Origin of the sequence: Cellulomonas sp. JZ18, assembly GCF_009720485.1 — a bacterium.
Classification (GTDB): Bacteria; Actinomycetota; Actinomycetes; order Actinomycetales; family Cellulomonadaceae; genus Cellulomonas.
Genome location: NZ_CP045245.1, coordinates 1,612,634 through 1,628,973, shown reverse-complemented (window position 1 = coordinate 1,628,973; position 16,340 = coordinate 1,612,634). Strand labels below are relative to the sequence as shown.

Genomic DNA, 16,340 nt, shown 5'->3' with positions numbered 1-16,340 from the left:
GCCGCCGCCGGCGGGCCGGGTCCACCCCGCCCGCCGGTAGACTCACGGCCCATGGCACGCGAGCGCTCCACCTCCCCGCAGGGCTCCCCCGCCGGCGCCGGCACGGGGACGGGCAAGACGGGCAAGGTCAAGAAGACCCGCTGGTACCACCAGGTGTGGCAGGCCTACACGATGACGCGCCAGGTCGACCCGGCGGTCACCTGGATCGTGCTCGCGGTGTTCGTCGGCGTCATCGCCCTCGGCCTCGTCATCGGCCTGCTGACCGAGAGCGTCGTCTACGTGCTGCTGCTCAGCATCCCGTTCGCGGTGCTCGGCGCGCTGTTCGTGCTGGCACGCCGTGCGGAGACCGCCGCGTACTCGCGCATCGAGGGCCAGCCCGGCGCGGCCCTGGCGGCGCTCGGCACGCTGCGCCGCGGCTGGACGTTCGGCGACGAGCCCGTCGCCGTCGACCCCCGCACGCAGGACATGGTGTTCCGCGGCGTCGGCCGGCCCGGGGTCGTGCTCGTCGGCGAGGGCCCCGCGCACCGCATCGCCAAGCTGCTCGAGTCCGAGCGCAAGCGCACCGCGCGCGTGGTCTCCGGTGCGCCCGTGCACGTCATCCAGGTCGGCAACGGCGAGGGCCAGGTGTCGCTGCGCAAGCTGCCCCGCACGGTGCAGAAGCTCAAGCCCCAGCTGACCAAGCAGGAGGTCGCCGAGGTCCTGCGCCGGCTCACCGCGCTGGGCGGCGCCCGGCTCCCGGTGCCGAAGGGCATCGACCCCACGCGCGCGCGCCCCGACCGCAAGGGCATGCGCGGCCGCTGACCCCGGGGCGCCCCGGTAGCCTCCTCGTCGTGCTGCCCCTGACGGTCCACCGGTACGGCAGTCCCGTCGCTCCCCCGCTCGTGCTCGTGCACGGGCTGACCGACGCGGGCACGGCGTGGCCGGACCTCGTGCGGCACTGGGGCGACCGCTGGGACGTGCACGCCCCGGACCTGCGCGGGCACGGCCGGTCGCCGCGGTTCACCGCCGAGGAGCTGGTCGCCGCCCCGGACGTCCTGCTGGGCGACGTCGTCCGGCTGGTGGGCACCCTGCCCGCGCCGGCCGTCCTCGTCGGCCACTCGCTCGGCGGGCTGCTCGCACTGCGCGCGGCGCTCGCGTGCCCCGACCGCGTCGCGGCGCTCGTGCTGGAGGACCCGGCGCGGCCGTCGGGGGACGTCCCCGACCCGGTGTTCGTCGCCGGGCAGGAGCAGTTCCTGGACTCGCTGGGCGACCTCCCGGCCGCGGTGCGCCGGATGGTGGACGAGGTCCGCTGGAGCCGTGCCGAGGCGGAGGCGTGGGCCGCGTGCAAGCCGCTCGTCGACCGCGCGTACGTGCGGCACGGGCTGTGGCTGGGCGACCCCGCCTGGGAGGAGCTGTTCGAGGCGCTCCGGGTGCCGACCCTGCTCGTCGTGCCACCGGACGCGCCCATGGCTCCCGGCGCCCTCGTGAACGACCTGGTGCGCCGCGTCGTCGTCCCGGGCGCGGGCCATTGCGTGCGCCGCGACCAGTCGGACCTCTACCACGAGGCCGTGGACGCGTTCCTCGCGGAGGTCGCACCGACGCGTGCGTGAGTGCGGTGCGCGCCCCCTCGTCAGCGCCGGACGAGCGCCGTTCCGGCGGCGCGGTCGTGCAGTCCGCGGCCGTCCGCGTCCCACACCGCCGCGGGGATGACGAGGCACAGCAGCACCGACCGCACGAGCCCGCGCAGCAGGCCCGGGACGCCCGCCGCGACGGCCCCTCCCCCGCGGGCGGTGCCGTCGACCGGGACGACGCGCATGCCGAGCAGCCGGTGCCCGAGGGTCGTCCCGAGCGCCCCCACCAGCACGAGGTTCTCCACCGCGAAGACGCCGAGCGTCGCGAGCTGGTGCCCGCGGAGCAGGTACAGGCCGTCGGACGCGACGGGGAACAGCACGGCCGACACGGCGAGGCACGCGACCCAGTCGACCGCGAGCGCGGCGAGGCGCCGCGGCAGACGCGCGAGCGACCCCGGGCCCTCGGCCGGCAGGTCGAGCCCCGTCCCCTCGCGGTCGTCGCCCCCGCCGGGACCGCCGGGCCCGCCGTCGAGCCAGGAGCCCATGGAGTCGCGCGTCGCCATGCCCCCAGCCTAGGTCGCGTCCACGGGTCGGACGCCCGACCAGGAGTTCGACCGATCGTTACACGGCGGCAGCCTGCGTAACGTGACGGAAACAAGCGCGGCACGGCCGGGAAACCCTGCACTCCTAGCCTCGGGGACGCCCGGGCCGACCGGGCACCCCCCACCCGAGGAGCAGCGGATGTTCACCAAGCCAGAGGAAGTCCTGGCGTTCATCAAGAACGAGGACGTCAAGTTCGTCGACGTGCGGTTCTGCGACCTGCCGGGCGTCATGCAGCACTTCAACGTGCCCGCCGCCTCGCTCGACGCCGACTTCTTCACGGACGGCCAGATGTTCGACGGCTCGTCCATCCGCGGCTTCCAGGCCATCCACGAGTCGGACATGAAGCTCGTGCCGGACGTGACGACGGCCTACGTCGACCCGTTCCGCACGGAGAAGACGCTCAACATCAACTTCCACATCGTCGACCCGTACACCGACGAGCCGTACAGCCGCGACCCCCGCCAGGTCGCCGCGAAGGCCGAGGCGTACCTGAAGTCGACGGGCATCGCGGACACCGCGTTCTTCGCGCCCGAGGCCGAGTTCTACATCTTCGACGACGTCCGCTTCGAGACGAAGCAGAACGCGTCGTACTACTACATCGACTCCATCGAGGCCGCCTGGAACACGGGCCGCGTCGAGGAGGGTGGCAACCTCGGCCACAAGACGCCCTACAAGGGCGGCTACTTCCCCGTCCCGCCGGTCGACCACTTCGCCGACCTGCGCGACCAGATCTCGCTGCAGCTCGACGCCCTGGGCCTGCAGGTCGAGCGCGCGCACCACGAGGTCGGCACGGCCGGCCAGGCGGAGATCAACTACCGCTTCGACACGCTCGCCAAGTCGGCCGACAAGGTGCAGCTGTTCAAGTACGTCGTGAAGAACGTCGCGCACGCCAACGGCCGCACGGCGACCTTCATGCCGAAGCCGCTCTTCGGTGACAATGGGTCGGGCATGCACGTGCACCAGTCGCTGTGGAAGGACGGCGAGCCGCTGTTCTTCGACGAGAAGGGCTACGGCGGCCTCTCGGACATCGCCCGCTGGTACATCGGCGGCCTGCTCAAGCACGCGCCGGCGCTGCTCGCGTTCACCAACCCGACGGTGAACTCCTACCACCGCCTGGTCCCCGGGTTCGAGGCCCCGGTCAACCTCGTGTACTCGGCGCGCAACCGCTCCGCGTGCATCCGCATCCCCGTCACGGGCTCGAACCCGAAGGCCAAGCGCATCGAGTTCCGCGTGCCGGACCCGTCGAGCAACCCGTACCTCGCGTTCGCGGCCATGCTCATGGCCGGTCTCGACGGCATCCAGAACCGCATCGAGCCGCCGGAGCCGGTCGACAAGGACCTGTACGAGCTGCCCCCCGAGGAGCACGCGCTCATCCAGCAGGTCCCCGGCACGCTCGCCGAGGTCCTGGACAACCTCGAGGCCGACCACGACTGGCTGACGGCGGGCAACGTGTTCACGCCCGACCTGATCCAGACCTGGATCGACTACAAGCGCTCCGCCGAGGTGGACCCGATCCGTCTGCGGCCCCACCCGCACGAGTTCGAGCTCTACTTCGACGTGTGATCGTCCGCGGTCCCTGGCTGCTCCCAGGGGCCGTGGGCCCGCAGTACCGGCACCCCCGTCGCCCGCGTGGCGGCGGGGGTGCCGTCGTCTCCGGCCGTGGTGCTGCCGGGCAGCCGCCCCCGCTACGCTCGCGCGTGGCCGGGCACCGCCGGCGACCGGACGAGGAGCCGCATGCACGAGGTCGAGACCGTCATCGCACAGGCGTGCGCGTCCCACCTCGCGGCGGGCCGGCTCCGGCTCGTCGAGTCGCACGTCGGCGACCACGGCGTCCCGGCGTGCACGGCGGCGACGGACCGGTTGACGCTCCTGGCGTGGGTCTTCCACGGCGAGCTCGACGGGAACCTGCGCTCGACCGCGCCCGGCACGCAGCCCCTCGACCTCCGCCGGGCGCTGCGCCACCTGGGCGCCGACTGGGGCTCGACGTGGAACCGCGAGGGCATCGCCTCCGCGTTCGCGCAGCACCTCGACCGGCTGGACCACGAGGCGGCGGACGCCGGCCGGTGGGAGGCGTTCCGCGCGGCAGTGCAGACCTGACACGGACCCGCGTCATCCTCCCCGGCGCACCCTCGCCGGGACGCGCCGCACCCGCAGCCGCACGAGGTCGTAGCCCTGGCTGACGTCGTTCCACCGCACGTGCGGCGGGCCGGCGGCGGCGAGGTCGTCGCGCAGCAGCGCGCTGACGAAGATCTCGGACTCCATGAGCGCGAGCGGTGCACCGGGGCACTTGTGGTGCCCGTCGCCGAAGCCGAGCAGCGACGGCGGGACCGCGCGCGGCAGGGGCCGCGCCGGGCAGAGGGCCAGCGGCTGCGCCCCGGCCGTGCGGGCGTCCGCGTTGGCCGCACGGACGTCGATGTCGAGCAGCGTGCCGACCGGCACCTCCACCGGGCCCTGCGGGCCGTCGAGGGTCAGCGGCGCGGTCGTGCGCCGCAGGATGTGCCCGATGACCGGCTCGAGCCGCAGCACCTCGTCGAGCACGGAGACGCGGCCCTCCCGGTCCGCCGCGCGGTAGCGGGCGCGCAGCGCGTCGTCGTCGAGCAGGTGCCACACGGCGACGGAGATGAGCTCGCGCGTGGTCACCATGCCGGCGGCCGCGTACGTCACGCACTCGGTGAGGATGTCGACGTCGCTGTAGCCGTCGTCCAGGAGGCGGCTGATGAGGTCGTCGCGGCGCTGCCGACGCCGCGCCCGGACGGCCGGCTTCACGTCGAGCAGGAAGAACCGCAGCATGGCGGTGCTGCGGTTCAGCGCGCGCCACCGGGCGAGCGGTGTGCGTGCCGTGGACGCGTCGGGCTCGAAGAAGGTGTCGAGACGACGGTGCATCCCGCCCGACGCGGCGCGGTCCAGGCCGATCACGCGCGAGGCGACCTCCATCGCCATCCGCATCGCCAGCCGCGTCAGGTCCGTCCAGCCGTCCGTGCGCACCTGCGCGACCAGCCGCTCGGCGGTCTCCTCCATCCACGGCCGGTAGCCCTCGACCGTGCGCGGGGCGAAGAAGCGGGCCGCGGCCCGGCGCTGCGCGTGGTGCGGGTCGCCCTCGAGGTAGAGGATCGGCGGCCGGATGGCGAGGCCGCCGCCGCTGCCGAAGTCCTCCGCGTTGAACCCGGCCTGGCGGGTCGCGTCGGCGTGGCGCAGCACCGCCCGCGCGAGCTCGAACGAGCGGATGCGCCACCGCTCCCCCGGCCCGTCCACGGGCTCCAGGTCCGGGGTCAGCGCGTCGTCGGGCTGGGCGAGCTTGCGCACGGGGCAGGTGGCGGCAGCCGCCGCGACCGGCGTGGGCCCCTGCGTCTGCGCCGTCACCCGATCGAGCGTAGGTCCGGCCTCCGTGCGGCACCAGCCGGCGGCGTGGTCCGGACAGCAGGACGGCGGGCGACCCCGGAGGGCCGCCCGCCGTCGTACGCGTGGGTCAGGCCTGCCGGCGCCGGACCGTCACCACCAGGCCCGCGCCGAGCGCGAGCAGGAGCACCGCCAGCCCCGCGGGCACGAGCGCGCCCGCGCCCGTCACCGCCAGTGCGGCCCGGACCTCGACCGCCGCCGACAGGACCTCGCTGCGCACACCGTCCGCGTCGCTGACGGCGTACGTGATGCGCACGGTGCCGGTGTAGCCCGGGGCCGCGACGAACGTGAGCCGTCCCGTCGCCGGGTCGATCGTCACGGTCCCCTGCTCGGAGGTGGGCCCGTCGATCACCGTCCACGTGAACGGTGCGCGACCCACGGGCGTCGGGAGCTGCAGCGTGGTGCTCCCGCCGGAGACCACGGTGCCCGTCGTCGGCCCCGGCGTCACCGTCGGGGCGACGTCGATCCGCAGCGTCTGCGGTGCGCTCGGCACCCCCGCGCCGTCGACCACCCGGTACCGCAGCGCGACCTCGCCGCTGAAGCCGGGCGCCGGCACGAAGGTGACCTCACCGGTGCGCGGGTCGATCGTCGCGGTGCCCTGGTCCGACGTCGGGCCGTCCACGAGCTCCCAGGTGAACGGGCCGGTGCCGACCGGGGCCGGCAGCGGCAGCGTCGTCGGCGTGCCCGCACCCGTCCGGGCCGGCGTGCCCGGCGAGCCCGGGGACGTGTCCCCCGTCGGCGCCGCGAGCGGCGCGATGCGGAACGTCACCGTCGCGGGGTCCGACGTCACGCCCCGGGCGTCCGTCGCGGCGTACTCCACGTCGACCTCGCCGCTGAAGCCCGGCGCCGGGTCGAACGTGACGACACCCGTGTCGGGGTCGATCGTCGCGGTGCCCTGCGCGGGCGCGGGCGGCGTGACGATGACGAACCGGAAGGGACCCGTGCCGGACGGCTGCGGGGTCGGACCGGCGACAGGGCGGCCCGTGGTGCCCGGCTGCCGGGCCGGCCCGCCGGTGCCCTCGTCGGGCGCGACCGGGTCGACCGTCACGGCCAGCAGGGCCTCGGCGCTGACCAGGCCGGACCCGTCGGTGACGGTCCAGCGCACGTCGTACGGACCGGAGTACGTCGCCGCCGCCCGGACCGTCGCCACGCCGTCGACGACCTCGACGGTGCACGCCTCGTCCGGGCCGGCCGACGTGACCGTCCACGTGAACGGCCCCGTGCCCGTCGGGACCGGCAGCGGGACGGCCGTCGCCGCGCCGGAGGGGACGTGCGCCGACGAGCCGGCGACCGCGGGACGGACCCGCAGCTCGGCGCGGACCGGTGCGCTCGTCAGACCGGCGGCGTCGACGACGACGTAGGTCGCGGACAGCGTGCCGGAGACACCGGGAGCGGGCGTGATCGCCAGCCCCGTCCCCGCCGCGTCCACGGCGACGGTGCCCAGCGCCGGCGGCAGACCCGTGGCGACGGACAGCGTGAACGGCCCGGTGCCCGTCGGGGCGGCCGGGGTCAGCACCGTGGCCGCGGGCTCCTGCGCGGCGGTCGTCTCGCCGTCGACGGGGACCGCCACGGGGGCGACGACGAACCGCACGACGCGGGTCGCGCTCGGCTCGCCGTCGGCGTCCCGGGCGACGAGCGACACGTCGAACGTCCCGCTGCGACCGCGCGGGTCGAGGGTCACGGCGCCGTCGGGCGCGACGGACACCGACGTCCCGGTGGGCGTGGAGGTCTCCCACGTGACCGGTCCGGTGCCGCGCAGGGCGGGAGCCTGCGACGTGGCCGGGGCGTCCGCGATGCCCGCGACGTCCGGCACGGTCCCCAGGTAGGGACGGATGACGACGTCGACGGTGGCCTCGTCGCTCGTGCCGCTCCCGTCGCTCACGGTGTAGCGGACGGTGCTCGCACCGCTCGCGCCGGTGTCCGCGACGACGGTGAGCGTGCCCGAGGGCGTGAGCGTCGCGCGCGCCCCGCCGAGGTCGCCGTCGCCGACCAGCGTGTACGTCAGCGGGCCCGTGCCGGTGCCGGCGGGCAGCGTCGCGGTGACGGTCGCCTCGCCGTCGGCGTCGAGCACGCCCTCGAGGGCGGCGTCGCCGGCGACGGGGCGGACGAGGACCGTGACGGTCGCGGGTGCGCTCGGCACGCCGGTGGCGTCGAGCACGCGGTAGGTCACGGTCTCCGTGCCGCTCCAGCCCTCCTCCGGCGTGACGACGACGACGGGACGCCCGCTGCCGTCGACCGACACCGACGCCGCCGACAGGTGCGCGCCGCGCGCCACGACCTGCGCGGTGACGGGGCCGGTGCCGACGACGGCGTCGAGGGTCGTCGACGCGTCCCGGCCGGCCGTGGTCGTCGCGGTGCCCGCCGGTGCGACGGGGGCGACCCGCATCGACACGGTGGCCGTGCCGCTCACGCCACCGTCGGCGTCCGTGACCCGGTAGGTGGCGCGCAGGTCGCCGCTCGCGCCCGCCGCGGGGCGCAGGACGAGCCGGCCGTCGACGACCACGACGGTCCCGACCGCGGGGGTCTGGTTCTCCACGACCTCGACCGTGAACGGCGCGGTGCCGACGACGGCGGGCTCGACCACGGCGTCCGCCGGGGTGGCGCTCGCCACCGTCGCGGGCGCCTCGACCGGTGCCACGACCGGGTTCCAGCGCACCTCGGCCGAGGCCGTGTTGTCGAGCGCGAGCTCGGTGTCGTCGGACGCGGCCGAGACCTGCGCGACCACCGTGGAGCGACCGCTCGAGCCGACCGCCGTCCGGGTCAGCGGCACCGTCACGGTCGGCAGCGTCGTGCCGGGGTCGACCGCGGTGGTCGACGTACGGGTGCAGCTGACGCGCGTGGGCGTGCTCGCGGAGCAGTCCCAGCCCGCGCCGGTCGCGGTGCCGTAGGACGTGCCCTCGGGCGCGTCCGCCGTGACCACCACCGGCTCGTTCGCCGGGACGGGCCCGGACGCCGCGTCGGTCCGTGCGGTCAGCGAGACCGTGGCGGTGTCACCGCTCGCGACGGGCGTCGTCGAGGCGGTCAGGGCGAGGTCGGAGCGGATCGGCTGGACCGACTCCACCTGCAGGAAGTTGATCTCGTGGAAGTCGTTCTGGCCGCCCGTGGAGGCGCCCCAGCCGAACTTGAACGTCGGCGCGGTGGCGAGCTCGGCCGGCTGCGGCACGCTCGTCACGAGACGCGTGTTGAGGTAGACGGAGACGCGCGGGTTCGCCGTGCTCGGCGGGTCGACGACGATCCGCACCGTGACGGGCGACGGCCGCGTCGAGCCGCTCCGCGTGGCCAGCTCGGGCGCCGCGACCGCAGGGCCGAGGAGGCAGTAGCGCTGCTTGCCGTTGCCGGGGCCGCGGATCGCGACGGTGTTGGGTTGCAGCACCGAGCTCGTGTGCTGCGTGCCGCAGCGTGCGGTGTCGTTCGTCTCACGCGTGTAGTTGCCGTACACGTCGAGGCCGATGCCCAGCAGTGCGTTCGCGACGCCGTCCGCACCGGTCGTCTGGTGGTGGTAGCCCAGCGACCCGCCGAACGCGCCCGCGCGGCTCAGGGTGTAGCGCCCGTCCGTGAGGAAGAACGTGATGCCGTCGGCGAGCGTGCCGCCCCACTGGTACTGGTTGAACGTGATGTCGAGGCCCGCCTTCGTCGGCAGCGCCTTGTCGTAGAGCAGGAAGCCGGCCTGGTCGTTCACGTTCGCCGTCAGGCGCAGCGCACCCTCGCCGTTGGGGTCCGCCGCGCTGCCGCAGCCGGGGACGGGTCGGCTGGACGTGCTGGTGCCCGCGGTGAGGCAGGGCGTGAAGTTCGTGCCGCCCACGACGTAGCTCGACGCGAGGGTCGTCGCGGAGCGGAAGTCGTCGGTGAGCAGGACCGTGCCGGTACCGGCGGCGACGGCTGCGTCGGGCCGACCGAGCCCGGCCGCGGCCACGGCGACGGCCACGACGGCCGTCACCGCGGCGAGGGCCTGCCAGCGGCGGTCGGGGGCGCCGCGGTGGCGGGCGCGCGGGGCACCTGCCGAGCGGGCCCGCGCACGCAGTGCCTGCGGGAGGAGGGAACGCATACCAGTCCTTGCGTCGGAGGGACGGTAGAGGGCGGCAGAGCCCTCGTCCTCGTCCCATCGCCCGCCCGCCCCCGGTCCTGAACGATCGTCCGGGTGAAGTGCGCCGCACCACGGGTGAAGGTCCCGCGCTCGGTCCCGTCGCCGACCGTCAGCCGTAGAAGACGCGCTCCACGACCGCGCGTGCCCGTCGCGCCGTGCGCAGGTAGTCCTCCTCCAGCGCGCTGCCCGACCCCGCCGGGTAGCCGACGACGCGCGCGACGCCCGCGAGGGCCCGGCGGTCGTGCGGGAGGACGTCCGCGTGCGCGCCCTCCGCACGTCCGGTCCAGAGCACGTTCGCGTCCCGCAGGCGCGAGGCGAGCTCCCACGCCTCGCGCAGGACGCGCGCGTCGTCCTCGGCGAGCAGCCCGGCGGCCGCCGCGGCGTCCAGCGCGCCCAGGGTCGAGGTCGTCCGCAGCGCGGGGACCGCGTGCGCGTGCTGCAGCTGCAGCAGCTGCGCGGTCCACTCGACGTCGGCGATGCCGCCGCGTCCGAGCTTGAGGTGGCGTGTCGGGTCGACCCCGCGCGGCAGCCGCTCGGCCTCGACGCGGGCCTTGATGCGCCGCACCTCGCGCACCACGCCCGCGTCCAGGCCGCCCGCCGGGTAGCGCAGCGGGTCGACCAGCGCCACGAACCGCTCCCCCAGCGCGGGGTCGCCCGCGACGGGCCGGGCCCGCAGCAGCGCCTGGCTCTCCCACGGCGCGGACCAGCGCGCGTAGTACTCGGCGTGCGCCGCGAACGTGCGCGTCAGGGGGCCGTTGCGTCCCTCGGGCCGCAGGTCGGCGTCGACCGCCAGCGCCGGCTCCGGTCCCACCGCGCCGAGCAGCTGGCGCACGCGCGTCGCGGCGGACACGGCGAACTCCTGCGCGAGGCGCGGGTCGGCACCGGGGCACGGGTCGTGCACGAACAGCACGTCGGCGTCGGACGAGTAGCCCATCTCGCGGCCACCGAGGCGGCCCATCGCGACGACGAGCAGGCGGGTGGGCGAGGCGTCGAGACCACGCTCGGCGCGCGCCTCCACCTCCGCGACCCGCAGAGCCCCGGCGAGGAGCGTGTCGGCGGCGTCCGTCAGGCTCTGCGAGGCCCGGATGCCGGTGACGACGCCCAGCACGTCGGCGGCCGCCGTGCGCGCGAGCTCGCGACGGCGCAGCGCGCGCAGCGCGGTCACGGCGGGCACCGGCTCGTCGGCCCGGCGCAGCACCGCGTCCGCCTCGGCCGCCAGCCGTTCGGCGCTGCGCGGCTCGAGCTCGGCGTCGTCGGCGAGCCAGGCGACCGACTCCGGCGAGCGGCTGAGGGCGTCGGCGACGTAGCGCGACGTCGAGAGCACGCGCGCGAGCCGTTGCGCCGCGGTGCCGGAGTCCCGCAGCAGCTTGAGGTACCAGTGCGTGGTGCCCAGCTGGTCCGACAGCCGCCGGAACGCGAGGAGCCCGCCGTCGGGGTCAGCGCCGTCCGCGAACCACCCGAGCATGACCGGCAGCAGCTGACGCTGGATCGCCGCGCGGCGGGTCACCCCGTCCGTGAGCGCCGCGAGGTGCCGCACCGCGCCGGCCGGGTCGCGGTAGCCGATCGCGGCGAGCCGCGCGCGCGCCGCCTCGGGCGCGAGCACCGCCTCCTCCGTCGACAGGCGCGCGGTCGCCGGCAGCAGCGGCCGGTAGAAGAGCTCCTCGTGCAGGCGCCGCACGTCGCGGCGCGTCTGCCGCCAGCGCTCGAGCAGGCCCTCGGGTCCCTCGGCGCGCAGCCCCATGGTGCGGGCCAGCCGCCGCAGGTCCGCCTCGGCGGTCGGGACGAGGTGCGTGCGCTGCAGCCGGTGCAGCTGGATGCGGTGCTCCATCGTCCGCATCCAGCGGTAGCAGACGGCGAGCTGGGCCGCGTGCTCGCGGCCGACGTACCCGCCCGCGGCCAGGGCGGCGAGCGCGGTCAGCGTGTTCCCGCTCCGGATCGACTCGTCCGCGCGGCCGTGCACCAGCTGCAGCAGCTGCACGGTGAACTCGACGTCGCGCAGCCCGCCCACGCCGAGCTTCAGCTGGCGGTCCGCCTCCGCGCGCGGCACGTGCTGCTCGACGCGCCGGCGCATCGCCTGCGAGTCCTCGACGAAGTTCTCGCGCGTGACCGCCTGCCACACCAGCGGGTTCGTCGCCGCGACGTACGCCTCCCCGAGCGCACGGTCCCCGGCGAGCGGGCGGGCCTTGAGCAGCGCCTGGAACTCCCACGTCTTCGCCCAGCGCTCGTAGTACGCGCGGTGGCTCGCGAGCGTGCGCACGAGCGGCCCGTCCTTGCCCTCGGGGCGCAGCGCCGCGTCGACGGGCCACAGCGCCGGCTCCGAGCCGCTCGGGCTCGCGCACGCCCGGGCGAGGCCCGCTGCCAGGCGCGCGCCCGCGGCGAGCGCGGCGTCCTCGTCGGCTCCCTCGACGGGCTCGGCGACGTAGACGACGTCGACGTCGGAGACGTAGTTGAGCTCGCGCCCACCGGCCTTGCCCATCCCGATGACCGCGAGCCGCACGTCGCGGCCGTGGTCGTCGAGGTCGGCGCGCGCGACCGCGAGGGCCGCCTCGAGCGCGGCGCCCGCGAGGTCCGCGAGGGCGGCCGCGACGCCCGGCAACCGGCTGAGGGGGTCCTCGGCGGTGAGGTCGCTCGCCGCCACGCGCAGCAGGCGCGCGCGGTAGGCGCGCCGCAGGGCGTCGGTGGCGTCGCCGCCCGTGAGGCCCGCGACGGGGACGGCGGCGTCGGGGTCGGCGCCCACCGCGCGGAGCAGCTCGGCGCGCACCTGGGCGACGGGCACGGCCGTGCCCGGCGTCGGGTCGGCCACGACGCGCAGCGTGGCCGGGTGCGCCGCGAGCGTGTTCCCGAGCGCGGACGACGCTCCCGTGACCGCCAGGAGCCGGGCGCGTGCGGGACCGTCCTCGGCGAGCACGTCGTGCAGCAGCGCGCGCAGCTCCGGGTCGCGCTGCACCGCGCCCGCGACCTTGGCCAGCGCGAGCAGGGACTCGTCGGGGTCGCCCACGTCGCGCAGGGGCGCGACGAGCGTCTCGGCGGCGTCGGGCGCGACGTCGACGAGGGCCGCGTCCGCCAGCAGCCGCTCCGCGCGCGGCACGTCGTCGACCCCCGCGCGCCGCAGCCGTCCGGCCAGGGACGAGCCCCGCCCCGTCGGCGCGCCGCTCACCACGGTCAGATCAGCGGCAGGAACCGCTGCAGCTCGTACGGGGTCACCTGGGCGCGGTACTCCGCCCACTCCTGCCGCTTGTTGCGCAGGAAGTAGTCGAACACGTGCTCCCCGAGCGTCTCCGCGACGAGCTCCGAGCGCTCCATCACCTGGATGGCGGCCTCGAGCGACGTCGGCAGCGGCTCGATGCCGAGCGCGCGCCGCTCCGCGTCCGTGAGCTCCCACACGTCGTCGTCCGCACCCTCGGGGAGCTCGTAGCCCTCCTCGATGCCCTTGAGGCCGGCGGCGAGCACGACCGCGAACGCGAGGTACGGGTTCACGGCGGAGTCGATGGCGCGGTACTCGACGCGGCTCGAGTTGCCCTTGCCCGGCTTGTACATGGGCACCCGCACGAGCGCGGACCGGTTGTTGTGGCCCCAGCAGATGAAGCTGGGCGCCTCGGCACCGCCCCACAGCCGCTTGTAGGAGTTGACGAACTGGTTCGTCACGGCGGTGATCTCCGCCGCGTGGCGCAGCAGGCCCGCGATGAACTGCCGCGCCACCTTCGACAGCTGGAACTCCGCACCCGGCTCGTGGAAGGCGTTGCGGTCACCCTCGAACAGGGACACGTGCGTGTGCATGCCCGAGCCCGGCTGGTCCGCCAGCGGCTTGGGCATGAAGGACGCGAACACGCCCTGCTCGAGCGCGACCTCCTTGACGACCGTGCGGAACGTCATGATGTTGTCGGCGGTCGTGAGCGCGTCGGCGTAGCGCAGGTCGATCTCGTTCTGCCCCGGCCCGGCCTCGTGGTGCGAGAACTCCACCGAGATGCCCATCGACTCGAGCATCGTGATGGCGGCCCGGCGGAAGTCGTGGGCCGTCCCGCGCGGGACGTGGTCGAAGTACCCGCCGTGGTCGACGGGCCGCAGCGGCTGCGCGGGGTCCGCCGGCGCGTCGAACAGGTAGAACTCGACCTCCGGGTGCGTGTAGAAGGTGAAGCCGCGGTCGCTCGCGCGGTTGAGCGCACGCTTGAGCACGTGCCGCGAGTCGGCGAGCGAGGGCTCACCGTCGGGGGTCAGCAGGTCGCAGAACATCCGCGCCGTGCCGTGCCGCTCGCCGCGCCACGGCAGGATCTGGAACGTCGTGGGGTCGGGCTTGGCGATCATGTCCGCCTCGAACACGCGCGTGAGCCCCTCGATGGCGCTGCCGTCGAAGCCGATGCCCTCCGCGAACGCCGACTCGAGCTCGGCCGGCGCGACCGCCACCGACTTGAGGATCCCGAGCACGTCGGTGAACCACAGACGGATGAAGCGGATGTCCCGCTCCTCGACGGTCCGGAGCACGAACTCCTGCTGCCTGTCCATGGCGTACATCCTGCCTGATGACACGTCCGCCGCGGGCGCAGGCGGTGCGTGTGGCGAGGCGCACGTCCCCCGGGCGCGCCGGTCGTCCCGCACTAGGCTCGGCGCATGGCCACGAGCGACCAGCCCGGCGCCGGCACGACCGGCGCACCGACGACCGGGGGCGCCGCGGCGCCGGCACGCCCGTCCCGGGTGCGCGTGCACCACCTGCAGGCCGCGAAGCAGCGCGGCGAGCGGCTGACGATGCTCACCGCGTACGACGCGGTCACGGCCCGGCTGTTCGACGACGCCGGGATCGACATGCTCCTGGTGGGCGACTCGATCGGGAACACGATGCACGGGCACGCCACCACGCTGCCGGTGACGCTCGACGAGCTCGTGGTCGCCGCCCGCGCGGTGGCGGGCGCGGCGCGCCGTGCCTTCGTGGTCGCGGACCTGCCGTTCGGCTCCTACGAGGCAGGGCCGGAGCAGGCGCTCGCGAGCGCGGTGCGGATGATGAAGGAGACGGGCGTCGCGGCGGTGAAGATCGAGGGCGGCCAGCGCGTCGTCCCGCAGATCCGTGCGCTGACCGCGGCCGGCATCCCCGTCGTCGCGCACCTCGGGTACACGCCGCAGTCGGAGAACCTGCTGGGCGGGCCCCGGGTCCAGGGGCGCGGCGACGCGGCGCAGCGGCTCAGCGACGACGCCGTCGCGGTGACGGAGGCCGGTGCGGTCGCGATCGTGCTCGAGATGGTGCCGGCCGAGGTCGCGGCGCGCGTCACCGAGGTCGTGCCCGTCCCCACGATCGGCATCGGCGCCGGTCCCGAGTGTGACGGCCAGGTCCTGGTCTGGGTCGACATGGCGGGCATGGGCGACTGGTCCCCGCGCTTCGCGAAGCGGTTCGGAGAGGTCGGCGCGGCACTCACCGCCGCCGCGCGGGCCTACGCCGACGAGGTGCGGTCCGGCACCTTCCCGACGGCGGCGCACTCGTTCGACGCGTGAGCCGCCGGCCCGCCGCGCCGGTCGGCGTAGCGGTGGCGGTCGGGACCACGGCCGTGCTCGGCGTCGGCGTGCTCACGCTGGTGCCGCTGGGCGCCGGCGCCTGGCCCGTCGCCCAGGTCGTCGCGCTGCGCGGGCTGCTCGCCGCGCTCGCCGCCGCCGCGGCCGCGACGCTGCTCGTGGCGCTGCTGCTCGTGCGCGGCGCACGACGCACCCTGGTCCCGCTCGCGGTGGCCTGCGCGGTGGTCGCGGCGGCGCACGGAGCCGTCCTCGCGGTCCGGTCCGTCCCCACAACGGACGCCGAGGCTGCGGCCGCCGGACCGCAGGGCGGCGGCGGCGACCTCGTCGTGCTCACGTTCAACACGCTCGACGCGGTCCCGGCCTCGACGCTCGCCGACCTGGTGACGGGCGTCGGTGCCGACGTCGTCGCGCTGCCCGAGACCTCGCGGACCACCGCCGGGGCGCTCGCCGACCGGCTCCCGCCCGCGGGGTGGCAGGTGCTGCACGCCCCCAGCCGGGTGCCGCACGTCGCGGGGACGTCCCTCGTCGTCGCCGCGCACGTGGGCACCTACCCCGACGTCGAGCCGCTCGACCACCGGCTCGGCAGCCTGCGGGCGCGGCCCGACGGTGACGGACCGGTGCTCGTCGCCGCCCACCCGCTCGCGCCGACGGGGCGCGCCGTGATGCGCGCGTGGCGCACCGAGGGCGAGGCGGTCGCCGCCGTGTGCCGCTCGACGCCGGGCGTCGTGGTCGCGGGCGACCTCAACGCGACGCTCGACCACCCCGCGCTGCGCGACACCGGCCCCTGCGTCGACGCGGCCCGCGCGGCCGGGGCCGGCGCGCACGGCACGTGGCCGGCGGCGGCGCCGACGCTGCTCGCGGCCCCGATCGACCACGTCCTCGTCGACGAGCGTGCCTGGCGCGTCGTGGACGCGCGGGTGCTCCCCCGCGTCGGTGCGAGCGACCACCGTCCGCTCGTGGCGGTCCTCGCCCGCCGCTGAGGCGACGCGACGGCCGGGCCTCAGCGGTCCTCGGCGTCCTGGGCGTCCCAGGCCTCGGTCCGGCGCCGGGCGCGGTCGAGGGCCTGCTCGGCCTCCTCGCGCGTCTTGTAGGGCCCCATCCGCTGGGACCAGTCGCTGCGCCGGCCCTCCTCGACCTGGCCGGTGCGGATGTTGTACCAGTAGTCGGCCATCGGTCCTCTCCGTCCTGGCGGGGCCCGCCGTCCCCCGGCG

At 75.8% G+C, this 16,340-nt stretch carries 12 protein-coding genes; 6 read left to right on the top strand and 6 right to left on the bottom strand.

Translation table 11 applies throughout. From position 1 onward, the window contains the following. Positions 1 to 51 precede the first annotated feature (51 nt). A complete protein-coding gene (locus GC089_RS07440; protein WP_155377108.1) occupies positions 52 to 801 on the top strand; it encodes a DUF4191 domain-containing protein in 750 nt (249 codons plus the stop codon). Positions 802 to 830: 29 nt separating this feature from the next. Further along, entirely contained in the window at positions 831 to 1,589 is a 759-nt protein-coding gene (locus GC089_RS07435) for an alpha/beta fold hydrolase (RefSeq protein WP_196250855.1), read from the top strand. A 20-nt stretch (positions 1,590 to 1,609) separates the two neighbouring features. Here the strand turns inward: GC089_RS07435 and GC089_RS07430 are convergent, their stop codons facing one another. After that, positions 1,610 to 2,113 carry an RDD family protein gene (locus GC089_RS07430; protein WP_155377106.1) on the bottom strand — a complete coding sequence of 168 codons (504 nt, stop codon included), beginning with the start codon at positions 2,111 to 2,113 and terminating at the stop codon, positions 1,610 to 1,612. A gap of 178 nt (positions 2,114 to 2,291) precedes the next feature. Here GC089_RS07430 and glnA point away from each other — a divergent pair, with 178 nt between their 5' ends. Together glnA and GC089_RS07420 are read left to right on the top strand one after the other, a co-directional pair. Beyond that, complete coding sequence (gene glnA, locus GC089_RS07425) at positions 2,292 to 3,716, top strand: type I glutamate--ammonia ligase (protein WP_155377104.1); 1,425 nt, start codon at positions 2,292 to 2,294, stop codon at positions 3,714 to 3,716. Between the two features lie 171 nt (positions 3,717 to 3,887). Beyond that, on the top strand, positions 3,888 to 4,250 hold the full coding sequence (locus tag GC089_RS07420; RefSeq protein WP_155377102.1) for a hypothetical protein: 363 nt from the start codon (positions 3,888 to 3,890) through the stop codon (positions 4,248 to 4,250). 12 nt (positions 4,251 to 4,262) lie between these two features. Here GC089_RS07420 and GC089_RS07415 read toward each other — a convergent pair whose 3' ends face one another. The 4 genes from GC089_RS07415 to GC089_RS07400 all read right to left on the bottom strand — a co-directional run bounded on the left by GC089_RS07415 (position 4,263) and on the right by GC089_RS07400 (position 14,133). After that, positions 4,263 to 5,513, bottom strand: a complete 1,251-nt coding sequence (locus GC089_RS07415; protein WP_155377100.1) for a cytochrome P450 — start codon at positions 5,511 to 5,513, stop codon at positions 4,263 to 4,265. 106 nt (positions 5,514 to 5,619) lie between these two features. Next, a complete protein-coding gene (locus GC089_RS07410; RefSeq protein ID WP_155377099.1) occupies positions 5,620 to 9,594 on the bottom strand; it encodes an Ig-like domain-containing protein in 3,975 nt (1,324 codons plus the stop codon). A 148-nt stretch (positions 9,595 to 9,742) separates the two neighbouring features. Further along, entirely contained in the window at positions 9,743 to 12,790 is a 3,048-nt protein-coding gene (locus tag GC089_RS07405) for a bifunctional [glutamine synthetase] adenylyltransferase/[glutamine synthetase]-adenylyl-L-tyrosine phosphorylase (protein ID WP_155377097.1), read from the bottom strand. 5 nt (positions 12,791 to 12,795) lie between these two features. Next, on the bottom strand, positions 12,796 to 14,133 hold the full coding sequence (locus GC089_RS07400; RefSeq protein WP_155377095.1) for a glutamine synthetase family protein: 1,338 nt from the start codon (positions 14,131 to 14,133) through the stop codon (positions 12,796 to 12,798). Positions 14,134 to 14,238: 105 nt separating this feature from the next. Between GC089_RS07400 and panB the strand changes: the two genes are divergently transcribed. After that, on the top strand, positions 14,239 to 15,111 hold the full coding sequence (panB, locus tag GC089_RS07395) for a 3-methyl-2-oxobutanoate hydroxymethyltransferase (protein ID WP_155377093.1): 873 nt from the start codon (positions 14,239 to 14,241) through the stop codon (positions 15,109 to 15,111). After that, a complete protein-coding gene (locus GC089_RS07390) occupies positions 15,108 to 16,109 on the top strand; it encodes an endonuclease/exonuclease/phosphatase family protein (protein WP_155377091.1) in 1,002 nt (333 codons plus the stop codon). Before panB ends, GC089_RS07390 begins: the two co-directional genes overlap by 4 nt. Positions 16,110 to 16,129: 20 nt before the next feature. Here the strand turns inward: GC089_RS07390 and GC089_RS07385 are convergent, their stop codons facing one another. Then, entirely contained in the window at positions 16,130 to 16,300 is a 171-nt protein-coding gene (locus tag GC089_RS07385) for an SPOR domain-containing protein (protein WP_155377089.1), read from the bottom strand. Positions 16,301 to 16,340: the final 40 nt, after the last annotated feature.